Raw genomic sequence first — 16,622 nt, forward strand, 5'->3', positions numbered from 1 at the left:
AGGCTGGGTAATCAGCCATTATTGAGCTGAATGATTACCTCTGTTTTACATGGCTTCTTTAAAGATTTGCGCCACTTCTTCAAATGTTGGCTGGATCGGGTTGGTGATACCACAGGCATCTTTCATGGCATTTTCAACCAGCGTCGGGATATCTTCTTCCTTGGCTCCCAACTGGGCAACACCCGCTGGAATATTGACATCCGCAGACAGGGTGCGAATTGCGGCGATGCAGTCTTGGGCGGCATCTTCAGCGGATTTACCCAGTACATCACAGCCCATTGCGGCGGCTATATCAGCCAGTCGTGGTGACGCGACCTTGGCGTTAAAAGCCTGTACATGTGGCAACAGAATGGCATTACACACGCCATGAGGAAGGTCATAAAAACCGCCCAGTTGGTGAGCCATCGCGTGTACATAACCCAGAGAGGCGTTATTAAAAGCCATGCCTGCCAGAAACTCAGCGTAAGCCATTTGCTCGCGGGCTTCTGCGTTGCTGCCATCGGTGACAGCAGTGCGCAGGTTGTCGCTGATCAGACGAATGGCCTGAAGGGCGCAGGCGTCGGTAATCGGGGTGGCTGCGGTTGATACATAGGCTTCGACGGCGTGAGTCAGTGCATCCATACCGGTGGCGGCGGTCAGTGAGGGTGGCATACCCAGCATCAGATCGGAATCATTGACGGAAAGCAGCGGCGTGGTGTGCTTGTCGACGATGGCCATTTTTACATGGCGAGTATCGTCAGTAATGATACAGAAGCGGGTCATTTCACTGGCGGTGCCTGCGGTGGTGTTAATGGCAACCAGTGGCAACTGCGGCTTGGCGGACTGATCCAGACCTTCGTAGTCGGCAATATCACCACCATTGGTGGCTACCAGAGCGATACCTTTGGCGCAGTCATGAGGTGAACCGCCACCCAGGGAAATCACAAAATCACAGTTGTTTTCTTTCAGGATGGCCAAGCCGTGCTCGACATTGGTGACGTTGGGGTTTGGTTTGACTTCGTCGTAAACCACCGAGGTGACATTGTGCGAGGCCAATAACTCAGCAACCTGACCCACAACACCGAGTTTGACCAGCGGTGCATCGGTAACAATCAGTGCTTTTTTCCAGCCGTAGGATTCAATGGCTGTCGCCGCTTCTTTCAGGCAACCGCTGCCCATCAGGTTGACACTAGGAATATAAAAAGTAGTAGCAGGCATAATGCAATCCTCAAAGAATTTTAATGGCAAGTAAACTGTAGACCTCTATTTGTTAGAAGTACTTGATATAACGCAAGTATCGATTGATCCGCAGGGCATGAATATGATTTTCAGAATATTTGAAAACAGAACAGTATGTCGCTGAAATATTAATTATAAATCATTGAAAAAATATATATTATATTGCTGATTTATAAGTGATAAACATTTTCATGTCGGGCTTGGAATAGCCTGCTGGCGTCGAAGAGAACAGCACGGGGCACATCACTGAGCACGGCACAGCACAGTCACGAGAGTATGGCGAGCCCGGTGCTGGCTCGCAGCGGCTGTTTGAGTTATGACCCCATGCTTCGCCCTGGTCCACCGACAGGGCCAAAGGGAAGGCTGGCCGCTGTCATCCTGTCCCGGGTCGTGCTGTTACCCCTGCTGTGGTGTTCTACTATCGTCTGAAAATTGAGCAAATAATCATCAAATGAAAGCCTTACTCTGGCCAGAGATAACAAATCTCGCTAGAGTATGAGGCGTTGAATGAATATTTCTTTGTTTCTGCAAGGCTGGGAAATATCACATGGAATTGGATTTTGGTTTGTTGTTTTTATGACTAGGTATCGTTCACCTTGGTGGTGGACTCTAGCGGTATAGGAGTACCCTGGGATTGATTTCACAATTGCCCAAATGGGTTGAAACCGGCGCTTTTGTATTGGCATTGATCGCCGGTGTTGTTAACGCAGTCGGTTTATTAGGATTTGAACATCAGTCAGTTTCTCATTTGTCGGGTATTGCTACATTGCTGGGTACCAGCCTGATTACAGATTCTTTAAGAAATGTTCTTCATATTTCCGGTCTTATGCTGGCCTTTTTGATGGGGTCGGCAATATCCGGCTTCATGCTGCATGGTGTTGCCCTGAAACTGGGGCGACATTACGATACCTTGCTGATACTGGAAGCGGTTTTATTGACAATGGCTTTTTTGCTATTATCCAAAGAGTTTTTTTATGGGCATTATCTGGCATCTGCTGCCTGTGGTTTACAAAATGCCATGGCTACTACCTATAGTGGGGCAATTATCCGAACAACACATGTTACCGGTATCTTTACCGATCTTGGAATCATGATCGGTGCGTTTCTTCGTGGCGAAGAACTTGATATCAGGAAATTAAAACTGTTTACTCTTATTATTGCCGGGTTTATATCCGGTGGTGTTATCGGTGTTTTACTCTATAGTGAATACTATTTTATGACCCTGCTGTTTCCGGCGGCTGTCTGTATGGTTATAGCGTTGATCTATCGAATTTACACCAGAACCCATAAATAACCGGTATGTGTTTGTTTGGGCAGCTGTATATAGTCAACTGATGGATGCTGTGTATGAAATTACTGATTTTTCTGGGCACTGTGCGCGACAGTACCCCGCCACGACCAGCTCGATTGGGTGAGCGGGTGGCAAAAGCCTGCCTGACATGTCTTGAACAGCGTTATAAAGAGCACGACATCGAACTGATTGATGCTTTGGATTATCCGCTCGAAACGGTTTTCAAACCGCATTTTGCGTATGCTGAAGGCCGGGCACCAGCCGCGTTGAATCGGTTGGCAGAGAAAATTGCCTCCGCCGATGGCTTTATTATGGTCAGCCCGGAATATAACCATTCGATGAGTCCTGCACTGGCCAATTTGCTGAATCATTTTGGCAGTTCACTATTTTCCTACAAGCCCAGCGCTATCGTGACTTACTCGGCAGGTCAGTGGGGTGGTATGCGAGCTGCGGTAGGAATGCGTACGTTTTTGGCGGAATTGGGCTGCTTGTCTGTGTCTGCCATGATTCATGTACCCAAGGCCCAGGCTGTGTTTGCTGCTGATGGTTCGATGCAAGCCGGGGAAGAGCAGGGGGCCTGGTTTGGTTATTTTGATCGGGCTTTCAGTCAACTGGTCTGGTGGGCGCAAGCTACCGCTACTTACCGGAGTGAGGTGAATCCACACACCTTGCTGCAAGATTTCAAAACCGACCCGTCTGAGCGTAACGCACCTTAGCCGGTCACTCTCTGATCCAGAATTGATTGGGAAACAGACAACCCTTGCCAGCCGCTGGCAGGGGTTGTTTGGGTGATTTTTGTTGCCTGTCATTTTTGGCAGTCTACTGAAAATAATGGCAGCCAAATGGCCTGTTTCAACAAAATTTCCCGGCCACACTCCGTTGTTATGTTTATCGTGTGCCAGTTGTTGCTTGGGCTGGCTTGCCCAACACTTTGATTTTATTAGTGATTGCTTGTCATAATTTTTAAATATTCCTGTTGAGGAATATTGGCCTCTCTGTTGCTAATGTAATGGGGACATCTATTTAATCCTGCACGGCTCTGCGCGAGTGTTGCCGTTGTTCAGGGCAAGACGACGAATGCAGCGAAATGACGAGTCCTTTTCAAATTCGTCAACACCGCACTGGACGACGGCAACCCGCGCTCTTCGGGGGCTGCCGGATGATCTCGACTCGGTGTCGCCGACTTTTGACTTGACCCGTCAGGCCTGCAAGTCGGCGGTGGCCCAGAGTGAGCACCAGATTAAATAGGTGTCCCCTAATGGTATCGACACACAAAAAAAAGAGAGGCTGAGCATGGCAAGAGTCATTGTATTGGGTGCAGGCACAGGCGGCATGGCCGGGGCATATGAAATCCGGGAGCTATTGGGCAAAGACCATCAGGTCACGGTAATTAATGAACGGGAAGACTTCCAGTTTGTGCCGTCTAACCCCTGGATTGCAGTACGCTGGCGTGAGCGACCGGAAATCAGCTTCCCGATTCGTCCCTACCTGGAAAAGAAAGGTATCGAATTTATTGCCTCTGCGGTAACGGCAATCGATCCGGACGAGAACTGCCTGACGCTACAAGATGGCTCTCTGCAACAGTACGATTATCTGGTTATTTGTACCGGCCCGAAACTGAATTTCGCCGCGGTGGAAGGAGCAGGCCCGCACGGTGGTTTTACCCAGTCGGTGTGTACGCTGGATCATGCTGAAGCTTGCCGTGACGATGTGGATAACCTGATTGATGAGCCAGGGCCAGTGATTGTTGGCGCATTTCCGGGGGCTTCGTGTTTTGGCCCTGGATATGAATACGCCTTTATTCTGGAAACGGAACTGCGCAAGAAAAAAGTCCGGGACCAGGTTCCCATGACCTATATCACCAGCGAACCCTATATTGGCCATTTGGGCCTGGGTGGCGTAGGCGATTCAAAATCGATGATCGAAAGCGAGCTGCGTAACCGTCATATCAAATGGATTACCAATGCCAACGTGACGCGGGTAGAAGCAGGCATGATGTATGTGGACGAGATGAACGACGACGGTTCATTAAAACAGCAGCACGAAGTGCCATTTAAACATTCCATGATGTTGCCAGCCTTTGCCGGGGTCGAACCGGTAGCGGCGGTGGAAGGGCTGGTAAACCCGAAAGGTTTTGTGATTATTGATGAATTCCAGCGTAACCCGACCTGGAAAAATATCTATGCCGCTGGTGTGTGTGTGGCGATTCCGCCGGTAGAAGAGACGCCAGTGCCAACCGGAACACCCAAAACCGGCTATATGATTGAATCCATGATGACTGCCATTGCGCATAATCTGCAGGCCGATCTGGAAGGGGGTGTGGCGGATTCCAAAGGTACCTGGAGTGCGATCTGTTTGGCTGATATGGGAGATACCGGGGCAGCGTTTGTGGCGATTCCACAGATTCCACCGCGTAATGTCACCTGGTTCAAACAAGGCAAATGGGTGCATCTGGCCAAGGTGGGTTTTGAGAAGTACTTTATGCGCAAGATGAAAACCGGTTCCAGTGAACCGATATTTGAAAAGTACACCTTGAAGGCGTTAGGCATTCATCGCCTGAAAGATCATTGAAAGATCATTAAGGTAGCAAGGTAACAGACAAGGCGAGCCAGTTGCTCGCCTTGCCCTGTCTTATTCCTCTTATTCCTCGCCGAACAGCGAACAGTCGATATAGTCGCAAAGACAATGGATCACCAGCAGGTGAACCTCTTGAATACGTGCAGTTACCGTCGAAGGCACGCGGATTTCCACATCGTCGGTGGTCAGCAGCGATGCCATGTCACCACCATCCTTACCCGACAGGGCAATCACGGTCATTTCCCGCTCATGGGCAGCCTGAATCGCTTGCACCACGTTGGCAGAGTTACCACTGGTGGAGATCGCCAGCAGAATATCCCCCTTGTTACCCAGTGCCCGAATCTGTTTGGAAAACACTTCATTGTAGCTGTAATCGTTGGCAATCGACGTCATGGTGGATGAGTCGGTGGTCAGGGCAAAAGCAGGCAGCCCTGGACGCTCGCGTTCAAAACGATTGAGCATTTCCGAGGAAAAATGCTGGGCATCGCCAGCCGAGCCACCGTTGCCACAACTGAGAATCTTGTTGCCACTGAGGATGGCGTTCACCATGGTTTGGCCGCCCCGTTCAATAAATGGCGGCAGCTGTTCGGCAGCGAGCGCCTTGGTTTCAATACTGTTGCCAAAATGGCTGATGATGCGATCTTGCACGGCGGTTCTCCGTCAACAGAAGCAGCCAATGGTAATGCATCGACCGGGCAAGACCAACATGCCAGAAGGAATTGCTTATCAAATACAGTAAGAGTCAGAAGGCATTTTGTATCCAGTCAAAGATAACCGGTTTACCACTGCCGGATAACACATCAAAACGGCAGTCCGGCAAGGCGTGAGGATAACGGTGTTGCAGATAGTGCTCGGCCGCCAGACGCAGCTTTTGTTGTTTCGCGGGGGTGACGGATTCTGCACCAGAACCATGGGCGTTACGCTTGCGATAACGGACTTCGATAAATACCAGCACCGTGTTATGGCGGCAGACCAGATCTATTTCACCCCGACGGGTGTAATAGTTACGGGCTTCAAGTGTGAGTCCCTGAGCCAACAAGAACTGCTCTGCAGCGTCTTCTATTTGTTGGCCCTGGGCACGACGGGATAGCCGTTGCGAGGTCATCGAACCACCCGGTTATTCCTGACTCAGCAGTACCGGACGGCCATCACGGAATATGGCACAAACGCTCTGGCGATGAACGCGGCGTTCGGCATCCAGCTGTATGACACCGGTTTCACCTTCCAGACGGCTGTTCGGGAAAGCCTGCAGCTGTGGCAGACGCGGTAACAGGCGATAGGCATCGACGCCCAGCGCGTACAAGCGCAGGTAAGGGCCCTGGCCATTGTCGCTGTTTTGCTCGACCTGATCATACAGCGGGCCACCTTCCAGCACCCAGGGTAAGTCGCAAAAACGGATACCATCGAGATCACGGTCGTGATCAGTATCGTTATGGCCACTGTATACGTGGGATGTGGCGTACACGGGTAAATCAACGGCAAAGTTAAAGGCCAGCGTTGGTTTGATCTGGCGCGCCTGTTGCGGTTGAGCTACCAGGAATACCCAGTCGATATCCTGACGACGGCGAGGTTCAAATTCAGTGGTCTGGCGTAACAGCTGTCGCATTTTCCGGTTACGGTTGACGCTGTCGTCCACGTTCAACAGGGCTTTGATATCCGGGTTGTAATCGTTCTGTTGCGTATAGAAACGGGTTTCTCCCAGTACGCCGCCCAAGGCTTCCCAGTGATCGCGGAAAGCCGTAAAGATACGCTCACCCCAAGAACCTTCGGGAATCATCACCAGCGCCCGGCGGTGGCCATCGGCCCAGGCCTGGTTTGCAGCCTGTATGGCATCATCTTCAGGGGCAAGGCCAAATTGGTACAGGTTGGCTGACGTGGTGGCTTCGTTGTCTGCGGCGGGATCACCGTAGTTCAGTGCCAGTGTCGGAATGGCCAAATCCTGGCGCTGCTCCAGCGCGACGACTTCCTGCTTGCTGACCGGCCCAACAACCCACTGGGCACCACTCATTAATGCTTCCGCGTATCCCTGGCTGATGGAATCCACGCCCTGACTGTCGATCAGAGTGACTTCCGGGGTCGGCTGTTCCGTTGCAATGGCCTGATAATAGGCTGCCAGAAAACCATCCCGAATGGCTTCTCCGGAAGCGGCCAGCGGGCCGGATAACGGTAACATCAGAGCCACTCGCTCTGGCCGTTGGTTGGCCAATTGGGTCAGGTAGGCCAGGCTGCCGGGTAACTGCAGAGCAGCAGGGTGGGTGGGGTTTTGACGACGCCACAGCGCCAGCGAGGCAAGTTGCTCGTCGACACTGAGGCTGGAATGACGGCTTAGCAGAGCCAGCTCAATCCATTGCCCCAGAACCGAGCCGGTATTTTCTGCGCGCTTGTCGGCCAGTTCTTCTTCCGACATGGCCATTAACTGACCCCAGATGGCCTCATGGTTACTGTTGGCCAACGAACCTTGCAGCAGGGGCGCAATAAACACTCGCTCTTGTACCGCGGCATAGTGCTCACCACGTTGGCCGTAAAGTGTGGCGCGTAACAAACTGATACGGGAATCCTGGGACGGAGTAGCCTGGTCTCGAAGGGACTGTAACTGCTGCAGAGACTGTTCGGCATCGTCAGGCTGGCCGGACTTTAACGCCAGCACCGTGGCGACTAACCACTGCTCGATACGCTCGCTGTTCGTCAGGTTCCGTTGCTGCAGTTGTTGCAAATACTGTCTGGCGTTGCCAAACTCGCCCCTTTCAATCGCAGTACCAGCGCGTTGCAGCAGCTCGGCATTACTCACCTGTACAGGCTGAATGGCCTTTACCGGAGTCGTGTCTTGAGGTGTCGTAGTGCATCCAGCAAGACCCAACAGCATAGCCGCTGTTGCGGTCGCCAAGAATTTCCATCCCCCAGGTGTATTTCCCCGCATGAGCTCTCTTCCCGATTCTGTTAGCGCCACGCTGTACGTCGTGGCAACGCCTATTGGCAACCTGGCTGACCTGACTGAGCGGGCCCGCCAAGTGCTGAGTGCCGTGAATATCATTGCCTGCGAGGATACCAGACATACCCAGAGATTGCTCCAGCACCTCGGCCTGCGCAAGCCGATGTTATCGGTACACGATCACAACGAACGTGAGCGTATCCAGCAGGTGAAAGATCACCTGGACCAGGGCCATGATATGGCTCTGGTATCCGACGCTGGCACGCCGCTGATTTCTGATCCTGGTTATCCTCTGGTGCAGGCGTTACGCCAGGCTGGCCACAAGGTGGTGCCGATTCCAGGGGCCAGCGCCATTATTACCGCTCTGTCGGCTGCCGGTTTACCCACCGACCGCTTTACCTTTGAAGGTTTTTTGCCTCACAAAAGCAGTGGCCGCAAAGAGCGCTTGCGAGCCGTGTCGCAAGATACCTGTACTCTGGTTTTCTACGAAGCCAAACACCGGATTTTATATACCCTTGCGGATATGGCCGAAGTGCTCGGTGATCAGCGCGAGGCTGTGGTTGCGCGGGAATTAACCAAAACCTTCGAGAGTTTTTATCGCGGTACACTGATGGATATCCATGCCCAGCTATCGAGCCATGAGGATCATCAAAAAGGCGAATTTGTGGTGATGGTCAGCGGTAATCAATCACCATCACCAGCGTCTGAAATCGATACAGAACGGCTGTTCAAACTATTGCTGGCCGAGCTGCCACCAAAAAAAGCCGCCGCCATTATTGCTGAACTGACCGGCGAGAATAAAAAAGAGCTGTATCAAAAAGCATTGGGTTGGAAAGACGCCTGAAAAGACGCCTGATCTGGCTGACAGCCAGCACCAGCACCAGCACCGGTGCGCTGCGGTTCTGCCGGTGTGCTGTATGACATTTTTATGATAGTCTCCGCGCCGGAGTCGGCCAGACAGTCGTCGCTTGTATGTTTCGGCATGCAGGGGGAGGAAAGTCCGGGCTTCAAAGGGCAGGGTGCCAGGTAACGCCTGGGAGGCGTGAGCCTACGACCAGTGCAGCAGAGAGCAAACCGCCGATGGCCTCTTTTTCTTGTAAAAAGCAGGATCAGGTAAGGGTGAAAGGGTGCGGTAAGAGCGCACCGCGCGTCTGGTAACAGTTCGTGGCACGGTAAACTCCACCCGAAGCAAGACCAAATAGGTTCCCTACAGGCGCGGCCCGCGCTGGGAACGGGTAGGTCGCTTGAGCCAGTGAGCAATTGCTGGCCTAGATGAATGATTGTCCAAGACAGAACCCGGCTTATCGGCCGACTCCGGTTATTTGAAAACCCTCACTGGCTGTGCCAGTGAGGGTTTTTTTATGCCTCGTCTGCTATCGGCTGACAGACGTCACGGGTCAGCAGCGGCAAGCTGTCAAACAGTTCCTTGATGCCTTCCGACCAGGCCAGGCGCACCTGATGGAACATCTCATCGTTTTCCTGCAGCCGGATCAGACCCGGGTTTTTGACACTGCCCGCGTGATAACAGACCAGATCGAGCGGCATACCGACCGACAGATTACTGCGCAGGGTCGAATCCATCGAAATCAGGCTGCACAACATGGCGCGATCCAGCGGGGTGTTGAAGTCGATAATGCGGTCCAGTATCGGCTTGCCGTATTTGCTTTCGCCAACCTGAAAGTATGGCGTGTCTTCCCCGGCTTCAATAAAGTTGCCTTGTGAGTACACATGGAACAGGCGGTGAGGTTCGCCCTTGATTTGCCCACTGATCAACATGCTGCAACTGAAATCCACACCTTGTGATTGCCCTTGGTCGCGCTTGATCACTTCGCGGATGGTTTTGCCCACCAGTTCGGCAACGTCAAACATGGTCGGGACATTCAGTACATGGCGCTCAGCGTTACGGATGGTGGTTTGCAGTAGTGTAATCACACTTTGCGTGGTGGCCAGATTACCGGCACTTTGCAGGAAGATAACGCGCTCTCCCGGTACTTCGAGAACATGCAATTTGCGGAAGCTGGCGATATGGTCAACACCGGCATTGGTGCGGGAGTCGGATGTTAAAACCAGTCCGTTCTCGACTTTCAGTGCGACGCAGTAGGTCATGATGCATGCTTCCTGTAAAAAGGCGATCTCTGCTGTACGCATACCCTTTGTGAACAGCGAGCGCCTGGTAAGATTGGCAGCCATTGTAATCGGCGAATATGTCGGGTCAATCACACAAGTGAACAGATTTACGGAATGCTACTCACCGCCCTGAAACAGGTGAACTTCGACCCGATCCATATGACCTGCATCTGCTCGGCAGGGAACAAGATCATTCATCGCGGTACACGAGACAACGGCCAAGGCCAACCCATCGCCTATTTTGAAGGCAGGCTGCTGCAATGCCGGAACTGCAACAAAAAGCCCCGTTGCATGAAGAACCCATCCGCAGCCAATCACCGCAAAGGCCGGAAACATAGAACAAACAAACGATGGCTGACAAAAACCGGCAATCGAAAATAAACAACAGAGAGCGAGCTGTTGGCGGGAAAAACGGGTTAGAAACAGGTTTTTCTACAGCCTCGTTAAAGCGTAAAAACGGAGTCGTGGCACCTGTTACCTATCCGTGTCAAAATCAAGCAATACGTGAACGAGAGGTTATTTTATGAATCTCCAGAAAATTGAAGACGAGGCGCTACACCTCCCGCAAGAAGAGCGAGCCCAGTTGATCCAGCGACTGGTGTTAAGCCTGGAGTCTCCGTCAGAAGACGAACTCAAATCCGATTGGTTGCTTGAGGCTCGACGCAGAGGCGAAGAGCTGGACACTGGTACAGTGCAGGCTGTGTCTGGTGAGGATGTTATGAGGAAGGCTAGAACACTGATCAAATGAACTATTCTTTTCACCCGGCAGCGGAAGCCGAGTTCCTGGAGACAGTTGGTTATTACGAATCAAAAGTTCCGGGATTGGGTGGTGCCGTCATAGAGGAATTTGAGGCCCTGGCCGCTTTAGTTGGCGAGTCACCAAAAGCTGGCAAGTTGAATCGCAGCCAGATATTCGTCGAGCCCCTTCACAGATTCCCCCCTTTCTATCGTTTACCGAGAAAGGCCTGACGGCTTTCAGATTCTGGCTGTTTCACATGCTCGGCGGCGTCCTCAGTATTGGCTGGGCAGGCTTTAACAATTGGCTGCAAACCGGCGTGTGAGACGGGCGTTCAGGCTGTAGAAAAACCTCCCGAACGATGGTCTGATCGGGTTTTGAAACGCAGGAGGCGGTGATGGTTCGATTCAAGCACTACGACTACAACCAAACGTCGATGGTGGTGATCAATTACCTGGAACAGCTTCAGCCGGGTACTTTTAGTATGCCCTGCATTACCCCTGTTTTTTATAAAGAGGCTGAAAAGCTGGATCTGTCCGCGTTTCATCAGCTTTATAAGAATGATAGTGAAGGCCGCCCAGCCTACGATCCAGCCATTTTGCTGAAAATCATCTTGTTTGCTTATTCTAAAGGCACCACCTCCAGCCGTGAGATTCAGTGGTGCTGCGAAACCAACATTATTTTTAAAGCCCTGTCCTGTGATACCGTTCCGCACTTCACCACCCTTGCTCATTTTGTCAGTAGTCAGCCCCAAGCCATTAAAGACCTGTTTGAACAGGTGCTGTTGATCTGTGATCAGCAGGGGCTTTTAGGCCATGAACTCTTTGCCATTGATGGCTGTAAAATGCGCTCCAATGCCGCTAAGGAATGGTCAGGCACCTTTAAAGAGCTGGAACAGAAACGCCAGAAACTCAAACACCTGATCCGTCATCACCTCAGTGAACATCGGGAAAAAGACAGCGGCATGAAGAACCCATCCGCAGCCAATCACGGCAAAGGTGCAGGCCGCCAAGTCAGCTTCCCGCTCAATGACAAACGGCCACCGAGTTACACCGACTGGATGAAACACCGCGTCGACAGCCCCCACGGCAAACAAATCTACAGCCACCGGATGTCCGTTGTCGAACCGGTCTTCGGCAACATCGGCACCAATAAACGATTGAACCGCTTTAGCCTGAGAAGCAAAACCAAAGTACAGGGGCAGTGGCAACTTTATTGTCTGGTACACAATGTAGAAAAGCTGGCAAAATACGGGCATCTCAGCCAGTAAAACAGAGCCAACACAGCCTTAGAGCAGACACTAAAAGCAGCAGGATACTTGGCATACAGACAGCCAAAGCTTAAAAAGGTCGGAAACACAGAATAAATAAACGACGGTCGATAAAAACCGGCCATCGAAAATAAACAACAGAGAGCGAGCTGTTGGTGGGAAAAACGGATTAGAAACAGGTTTTTTTACAGGCTCGTTATACGGCACCGATCGTGGCCGTACTTTTGTCTCAGAGTGAGCATTGGTGTCGCATACCACAGAAGAAAAAAGAGTTAGTTGGTAAAGACTGGTTGCCACATTCAATAAGGAAATGAAAAATGAAATTAGCTAAAGCCTTTATTAGGAATTTTCGTCGCCTTGAAGAGGTCGAAGTCGATTTCGAGGAGTCTGAAACTGTTTTCGTTGGGCCAAATAACAGTGGGAAGACTTCGGCAACCAGCATATTTCGGTGTTTTCTCTCTTCTAGGGATTTTAAGATTCATGATTTCTCGATTCAACGCATCTCAGAGATTGACCATTATTCACCCGAGGGAGATGTCATTCTTCCTTCCATAGAACTCGATCTTTGGTTCGATTTTGATCCCGAAAACATCTCTTTCGGACGCGCTTTTGCCTTGCTTTCAAGTGTTTCTATAGAAACATATGAAGTCGGTATCCGCTGTAAGTATGCAGTAGATGATATTTCCAAATTATGGGCTGAATATGACACCATTTTTCCAAGTGATGATGACGGTAAACGAAAAAGAAGCCTAAGCCATTTTTTAGGCCTTGATGGTAACTTCAAGAACCATTTTTCCGTTCAGTACTCTTCACTTTCAAGGCTGGATAACGATGAGATTGAGGAAACAATACTCAAGCTTTCTGATGGCAAACGCATATTGAATTCTTTGGTGCGAGCGGACTTCGTTGATGCCCAACGAAACATGAATGATGATGAGGAAGCTAGTCGTAGCAGTAAGCTCTCCACCGCGTTTGCCTCGTTCTATCGCAACAACTTAGACCAAGCCGATATCAGCGATGCCGCCATCCAAATTATCGATGAGAACAACGAAAAACTCACGGAACACTACGATGAGCATTTCGGGAGCCTTATGGGTGTATTGGATGACTTGGGTGTACCTGCAGCACATGAACGTCGTTTGAAGATAATTTCATCTATTAGCGCCGATGTCGCACTACGAGGCAACACAGACTTGATCTACATAGATGCGGAAACTGCTCATGAACTTCCCGAGGCATATAATGGCTTGGGGTTCAAAAACCTGGTGCTAATGGCGATCCAGATCCGGGATTTTCAGCTGCAGTGGTTGCAAACCCTAGAGAACCGGCCATTATGCCACCTAATCTTTATCGAAGAGCCCGAGGTCCATTTACACGCTCAAGTTCAACAAACATTCATCGGTAATATATGGAATATTCTTAACAATCTCGATGAAGATGGAATAGGTAGTCCGCAACTTGTTATTACAACGCATTCATCACATGTTCTCAATTCAGTTGATTTTGAAAAAGTTAGGTATTTTCGAAGATGTCATCGTTCAGAAGAAGATCCTACTGTGTCTCAAATTCTACGTGTGTCAGAGATACATAACCTAAGAGATTTTCAAGCTTCAGCAGTCTCTACGGATGACGGTAAAGTAGATGCGGATGCTGCTCTTGATTTTTTAAAACGCTATCTAGCTCTGATCCATTGCGACCTCTTTTTCGCTGATGCAGCAATATTGATTGAAGGCACTGTGGAGCGGCTTCTTCTGCCACAGATGATCACGAAGACATCACCAAACTTGAACACGAAGTACCTCACTACGCTAGAAGTTGGTGGGGCGTATGCTCATCGGTTCGCAGAACTAATGACCTTCCTGCACATTCCCTACTTGGTTATCACCGACATAGACTCGGTGAAGCCTCCAGAGGGTGGCGGCCGAGCCAAAGCCTGCTGTGCCGTTGATACTGGTGCAATAACTTCTAATGCTAGCCTCAAAGACATGTTTGTAGGAAAACTGTTGATCAGTGATTTCAATGAGATTCCCGCTCAGGACCAATCGCAGGCTGATCTTGACCGTTTTGTTGCTTTTCAGCGTCCAGTTGAAGTGGATTTTTTAGGTGAGCGTATAACGGTTCATGGTCGAACTTTAGAAGAAGCATTCATCTATGAAAACATCCAAGCCTTTGGTGAAGGAGAAGCGTTCAAAGGCGTTGTACTCCCAGCGGAAGCTGAAGAGTTGAATCAGTCAGTATACGAACTAATTCGAGAATCGAGCTTCAAGAAAACCGATTTTGCACTCACAGTCCTGTCTTCTGATGATTGGCAAGTACCTTTATACATCCGTGAAGGATTGGAATGGCTTGAACGGAGGCTACAAAGCCAAGATCAGGCAATTGAGGAGTCTGTCATATGACCAAACTGTTCAAGCCGACTAAAGCAGATAAGGAAATCGAAGAATGCATTTTGGCCGCTCAGTCTTTTTCTGTAGTAGCAGGAGCCGGTTCTGGGAAAACAACTTCACTCGTGACAGCACTAAATTTTCTTCGTGATGAAGTTGGACGTGATTTAGGAAAAAATGGTCAGAAAATCGTTTGTATTACCTATACTAAGCGAGCAACTGCTGTAATTGAGGAACGGCTTGGGTTCGATGAACTTTATTTGGTTTCAACAATTCATAGTTTCCTTTGGAGTTCCATCAGCCGGTTTACGAAAGATATTCGTATAGCTCTTCGTGATAACCTCATTCCAACCCATATCGCAAAAGCACGCGAAAAAGACAATAATGGTAACTCTCAAACAGCCCAGAGAGCACGCGCTCGAGTTGCTGAATTGACGGCAGAATTAGAACTTTTAGATCAAGTGACTACGTTTAAATACGATGAGAGCCAGTTTAGTAGCTTTTCGAAGGGGCAAATCGGTCATGATGACGTCATCGACTTAGCTGCATACTTGATATCCGAGAGTCCTATTTTGCAACGTGGGCTTGGCTTCCAGTTTCCCTACATTTTTGTCGATGAAGCGCAGGATACATTTGATAGTGTTATTGGCGCATTCAACACAATTTGTTCGGGTGAAGCTCTTCCGATGGTTGCCTATTTTGGCGACCCTATGCAACAGATTTATGATAATGGAGCCGGTGTATTTGATGGGCCTGAAGGGTTCCGGTTAATCGAGAAAGAGGAAAATTTTCGATCGGCTACCTCAATCGTTGCGCTGACTAATAAGCTTCGGGATGACATTCAGCAGGTGCCAGCTGGCGAAATCGCCTTAAATGAAGGTAGTGTGCTACTGACCTTGATTGAAACAGAAGCACCTGCTGGGCCTCGTGGAAGATATACACCCGAGCAACTAGACCAGTCTCTATCGAAATTCGATGAAGCCTTGCAATACATCGGTTGGCAGAATAATGAGGGAGCTAAAAGACTGTTCTTGGTGCGACAGATGATTGCAAGACGTCTTGGGTTCTCATCACTACAAAATCTATTTACGGGAGAATATGCCTCGAACAAAGCACAAGATGAGTATATCGATGGGGAACATTTCTTAGTTAAGCCATTTATCAAATCGCTATGCCCTTTGATAGCCTCACTACAGAGCGGCAACAAAAAACAGATTGTCGATATATTGCGGGAAGAGACACCTGCTTTCGATATATTAGGCATAAATAAGGATCGCCCCCTTAAGGAGATGCTAGATAGTGCTCATAATCTTGTGACCGAGCTTTCCGAAATGTGGACAAAACGTCCAATTGGAGACATCTTGAGATATGCAAAAGAAAATCAACTTTGCAATATTTCTGACCGTTTGGCTGAAGCATTAGATAGAGAACCAAGAATTGAGGCTTACGATAAGGCAATTCACACTGAAGAAAAGTCTGATTGGTTAGCCGACGAATTTTTATCAATGTCAACGAATGAGCTCCTCCCATACTACGGTTTCGTTTCTGATCACACGGCACTCAGTACTCAGCACGGATCAAAAGGGGAAGAATACGAAGATGTCTTAGTTGTTTTTGATGATATTGAAGCCAGCTGGAACATGTACAGCTTCAATAAGCTTCTGACGCCCGCTGCTGCTGGAGATGGCACAGAAGGTCAATTAGCTCGCAGTAGGAAATTGGCATATGTTTGCTTTTCACGAGCTCGGATGAACCTAAGAATATTTCTTTATTGTCAGGATGCAAAAGCGGCTCGTGTTGAACTCGTCGAAAGTGAGTTATTAGATAGAGAGCAGGTGCAAATACTGCCTTCGAAGAGATGAATAAAGTTAGCTCGATGCCGCTTAAAAAACCGTATAACAACACGCCCTGAGGTGGACAGCAACCATTTTTCTTAGCTGTTTACAGCATACTGAAGCAGTGGTGATCCCCGTTTTTTCAGGGCTTCTAAATACTTCGATTCATCATAAACTGTGTAGTGGTTCAATGATTCCGGACACCAACGTAGGTGGTAATATCGCCACCATAAACGAGGTGTCTGATGACCAGCA

Annotated in this window: 15 protein-coding genes and 1 other RNA gene; 11 read left to right on the forward strand and 5 right to left on the reverse strand. The window is 49.7% G+C overall.

From position 1 onward, the window contains the following. Positions 1-45: 45 nt before the first annotated feature. The gene (yiaY, locus tag Q8W22_RS13340) at positions 46-1,197 is read right to left on the reverse strand and encodes an L-threonine dehydrogenase (protein WP_303433004.1); all 1,152 of its coding nucleotides are present in this window, start codon (positions 1,195-1,197) and stop codon (positions 46-48) included. A 655-nt stretch (positions 1,198-1,852) separates the two neighbouring features. Between yiaY and Q8W22_RS13345 the strand changes: the two genes are divergently transcribed. From Q8W22_RS13345 to Q8W22_RS13355, 3 genes are all read left to right on the forward strand, one after another. Beyond that, positions 1,853-2,512: a YoaK family protein gene (locus Q8W22_RS13345; RefSeq protein WP_305452646.1), complete on the forward strand. Its 660-nt coding sequence runs from the start codon at positions 1,853-1,855 to the stop codon at positions 2,510-2,512. Positions 2,513-2,565: 53 nt separating this feature from the next. Next, complete coding sequence (locus Q8W22_RS13350; protein WP_305452647.1) at positions 2,566-3,225, forward strand: NADPH-dependent FMN reductase; 660 nt, start codon at positions 2,566-2,568, stop codon at positions 3,223-3,225. 577 nt (positions 3,226-3,802) lie between these two features. Next, positions 3,803-5,080 (forward strand): NAD(P)/FAD-dependent oxidoreductase, encoded by a 1,278-nt coding sequence (locus Q8W22_RS13355; protein WP_303433001.1) that lies wholly within the window; start codon positions 3,803-3,805, stop codon positions 5,078-5,080. 69 nt (positions 5,081-5,149) lie between these two features. Here Q8W22_RS13355 and Q8W22_RS13360 read toward each other — a convergent pair whose 3' ends face one another. From Q8W22_RS13360 to Q8W22_RS13370, 3 genes are all read right to left on the reverse strand, one after another. After that, complete coding sequence (locus tag Q8W22_RS13360) at positions 5,150-5,734, reverse strand: phosphoheptose isomerase (protein WP_303432999.1); 585 nt, start codon at positions 5,732-5,734, stop codon at positions 5,150-5,152. Between the two features lie 94 nt (positions 5,735-5,828). Then, positions 5,829-6,191 (reverse strand): YraN family protein, encoded by a 363-nt coding sequence (locus Q8W22_RS13365; RefSeq protein WP_303432998.1) that lies wholly within the window; start codon positions 6,189-6,191, stop codon positions 5,829-5,831. Positions 6,192-6,203: 12 nt separating this feature from the next. Next, positions 6,204-7,970: a penicillin-binding protein activator gene (locus Q8W22_RS13370; RefSeq protein WP_305415006.1), complete on the reverse strand. Its 1,767-nt coding sequence runs from the start codon at positions 7,968-7,970 to the stop codon at positions 6,204-6,206. A 31-nt stretch (positions 7,971-8,001) separates the two neighbouring features. On the opposite strand from Q8W22_RS13370, the gene rsmI reads away from it, so the two are divergent. Further along, positions 8,002-8,859: a 16S rRNA (cytidine(1402)-2'-O)-methyltransferase gene (gene rsmI, locus Q8W22_RS13375; protein ID WP_303432994.1), complete on the forward strand. Its 858-nt coding sequence runs from the start codon at positions 8,002-8,004 to the stop codon at positions 8,857-8,859. A gap of 101 nt (positions 8,860-8,960) precedes the next feature. Then, an RNA gene (rnpB, locus tag Q8W22_RS13380) (RNase P RNA component class A) lies at positions 8,961-9,335 on the forward strand. A 39-nt stretch (positions 9,336-9,374) separates the two neighbouring features. Here the strand turns inward: rnpB and Q8W22_RS13385 are convergent. After that, positions 9,375-10,121 carry a proteasome-type protease gene (locus Q8W22_RS13385; RefSeq protein ID WP_303432992.1) on the reverse strand — a complete coding sequence of 249 codons (747 nt, stop codon included), beginning with the start codon at positions 10,119-10,121 and terminating at the stop codon, positions 9,375-9,377. A 135-nt stretch (positions 10,122-10,256) separates the two neighbouring features. On the opposite strand from Q8W22_RS13385, the gene Q8W22_RS13390 reads away from it, so the two are divergent. The 6 genes from Q8W22_RS13390 (at position 10,257) to Q8W22_RS13415 (ending at position 16,394) form a co-directional block, all read left to right on the forward strand. Next, positions 10,257-10,523 carry a hypothetical protein gene (locus Q8W22_RS13390; RefSeq protein WP_305452648.1) on the forward strand — a complete coding sequence of 89 codons (267 nt, stop codon included), beginning with the start codon at positions 10,257-10,259 and terminating at the stop codon, positions 10,521-10,523. Positions 10,524-10,665: 142 nt separating this feature from the next. After that, positions 10,666-10,890 (forward strand): addiction module protein, encoded by a 225-nt coding sequence (locus Q8W22_RS13395; protein ID WP_303432989.1) that lies wholly within the window; start codon positions 10,666-10,668, stop codon positions 10,888-10,890. Next, on the forward strand, positions 10,887-11,111 hold the full coding sequence (locus tag Q8W22_RS13400) for a hypothetical protein (RefSeq protein ID WP_305452649.1): 225 nt from the start codon (positions 10,887-10,889) through the stop codon (positions 11,109-11,111). The genes Q8W22_RS13395 and Q8W22_RS13400 overlap by 4 nt, the downstream gene beginning before the upstream one ends. A 164-nt stretch (positions 11,112-11,275) precedes the next feature. Continuing rightward, positions 11,276-12,148 carry a transposase gene (locus tag Q8W22_RS13405; RefSeq protein WP_305452650.1) on the forward strand — a complete coding sequence of 291 codons (873 nt, stop codon included), beginning with the start codon at positions 11,276-11,278 and terminating at the stop codon, positions 12,146-12,148. A 317-nt stretch (positions 12,149-12,465) separates the two neighbouring features. Further along, positions 12,466-14,547: an ATP-dependent endonuclease gene (locus tag Q8W22_RS13410; protein ID WP_305452651.1), complete on the forward strand. Its 2,082-nt coding sequence runs from the start codon at positions 12,466-12,468 to the stop codon at positions 14,545-14,547. Then, positions 14,544-16,394 (forward strand): UvrD-helicase domain-containing protein, encoded by a 1,851-nt coding sequence (locus Q8W22_RS13415; protein WP_305452652.1) that lies wholly within the window; start codon positions 14,544-14,546, stop codon positions 16,392-16,394. Before Q8W22_RS13410 ends, Q8W22_RS13415 begins: the two co-directional genes overlap by 4 nt. The last annotated feature ends 228 nt before the right edge of the window (positions 16,395-16,622 follow it).

It is taken from the genome of Oceanobacter sp. 1_MG-2023, from assembly GCF_030689025.1.
Taxonomy (GTDB): domain Bacteria; phylum Pseudomonadota; class Gammaproteobacteria; order Pseudomonadales; family Oceanobacteraceae; genus Oceanobacter.

Bases quoted from the DNA above. Each gene is read 5' to 3' on its own strand.
- Q8W22_RS13395 (WP_303432989.1), top strand. From the start codon at position 10,666: ATGAATCTCCAGAAAATTGAAGACGAGGCGCTACACCTCCCGCAAGAA.
- rsmI (WP_303432994.1), top strand. From the start codon at position 8,002: ATGAGCTCTCTTCCCGATTCTGTTAGCGCCACGCTGTACGTCGTGGCA.
- Q8W22_RS13385 (WP_303432992.1), bottom strand. From the start codon at position 10,121: ATGACCTACTGCGTCGCACTGAAAGTCGAGAACGGACTGGTTTTAACA.
- Q8W22_RS13365 (WP_303432998.1), bottom strand. From the start codon at position 6,191: ATGACCTCGCAACGGCTATCCCGTCGTGCCCAGGGCCAACAAATAGAA.
- Q8W22_RS13415 (WP_305452652.1), top strand. From the start codon at position 14,544: ATGACCAAACTGTTCAAGCCGACTAAAGCAGATAAGGAAATCGAAGAA.
- Q8W22_RS13400 (WP_305452649.1), top strand. From the start codon at position 10,887: ATGAACTATTCTTTTCACCCGGCAGCGGAAGCCGAGTTCCTGGAGACA.
- Q8W22_RS13355 (WP_303433001.1), top strand. From the start codon at position 3,803: ATGGCAAGAGTCATTGTATTGGGTGCAGGCACAGGCGGCATGGCCGGG.
- yiaY (WP_303433004.1), bottom strand. From the start codon at position 1,197: ATGCCTGCTACTACTTTTTATATTCCTAGTGTCAACCTGATGGGCAGC.
- Q8W22_RS13405 (WP_305452650.1), top strand. From the start codon at position 11,276: ATGGTTCGATTCAAGCACTACGACTACAACCAAACGTCGATGGTGGTG.
- Q8W22_RS13390 (WP_305452648.1), top strand. From the start codon at position 10,257: ATGCTACTCACCGCCCTGAAACAGGTGAACTTCGACCCGATCCATATG.
- Q8W22_RS13410 (WP_305452651.1), top strand. From the start codon at position 12,466: ATGAAATTAGCTAAAGCCTTTATTAGGAATTTTCGTCGCCTTGAAGAG.
- Q8W22_RS13350 (WP_305452647.1), top strand. From the start codon at position 2,566: ATGAAATTACTGATTTTTCTGGGCACTGTGCGCGACAGTACCCCGCCA.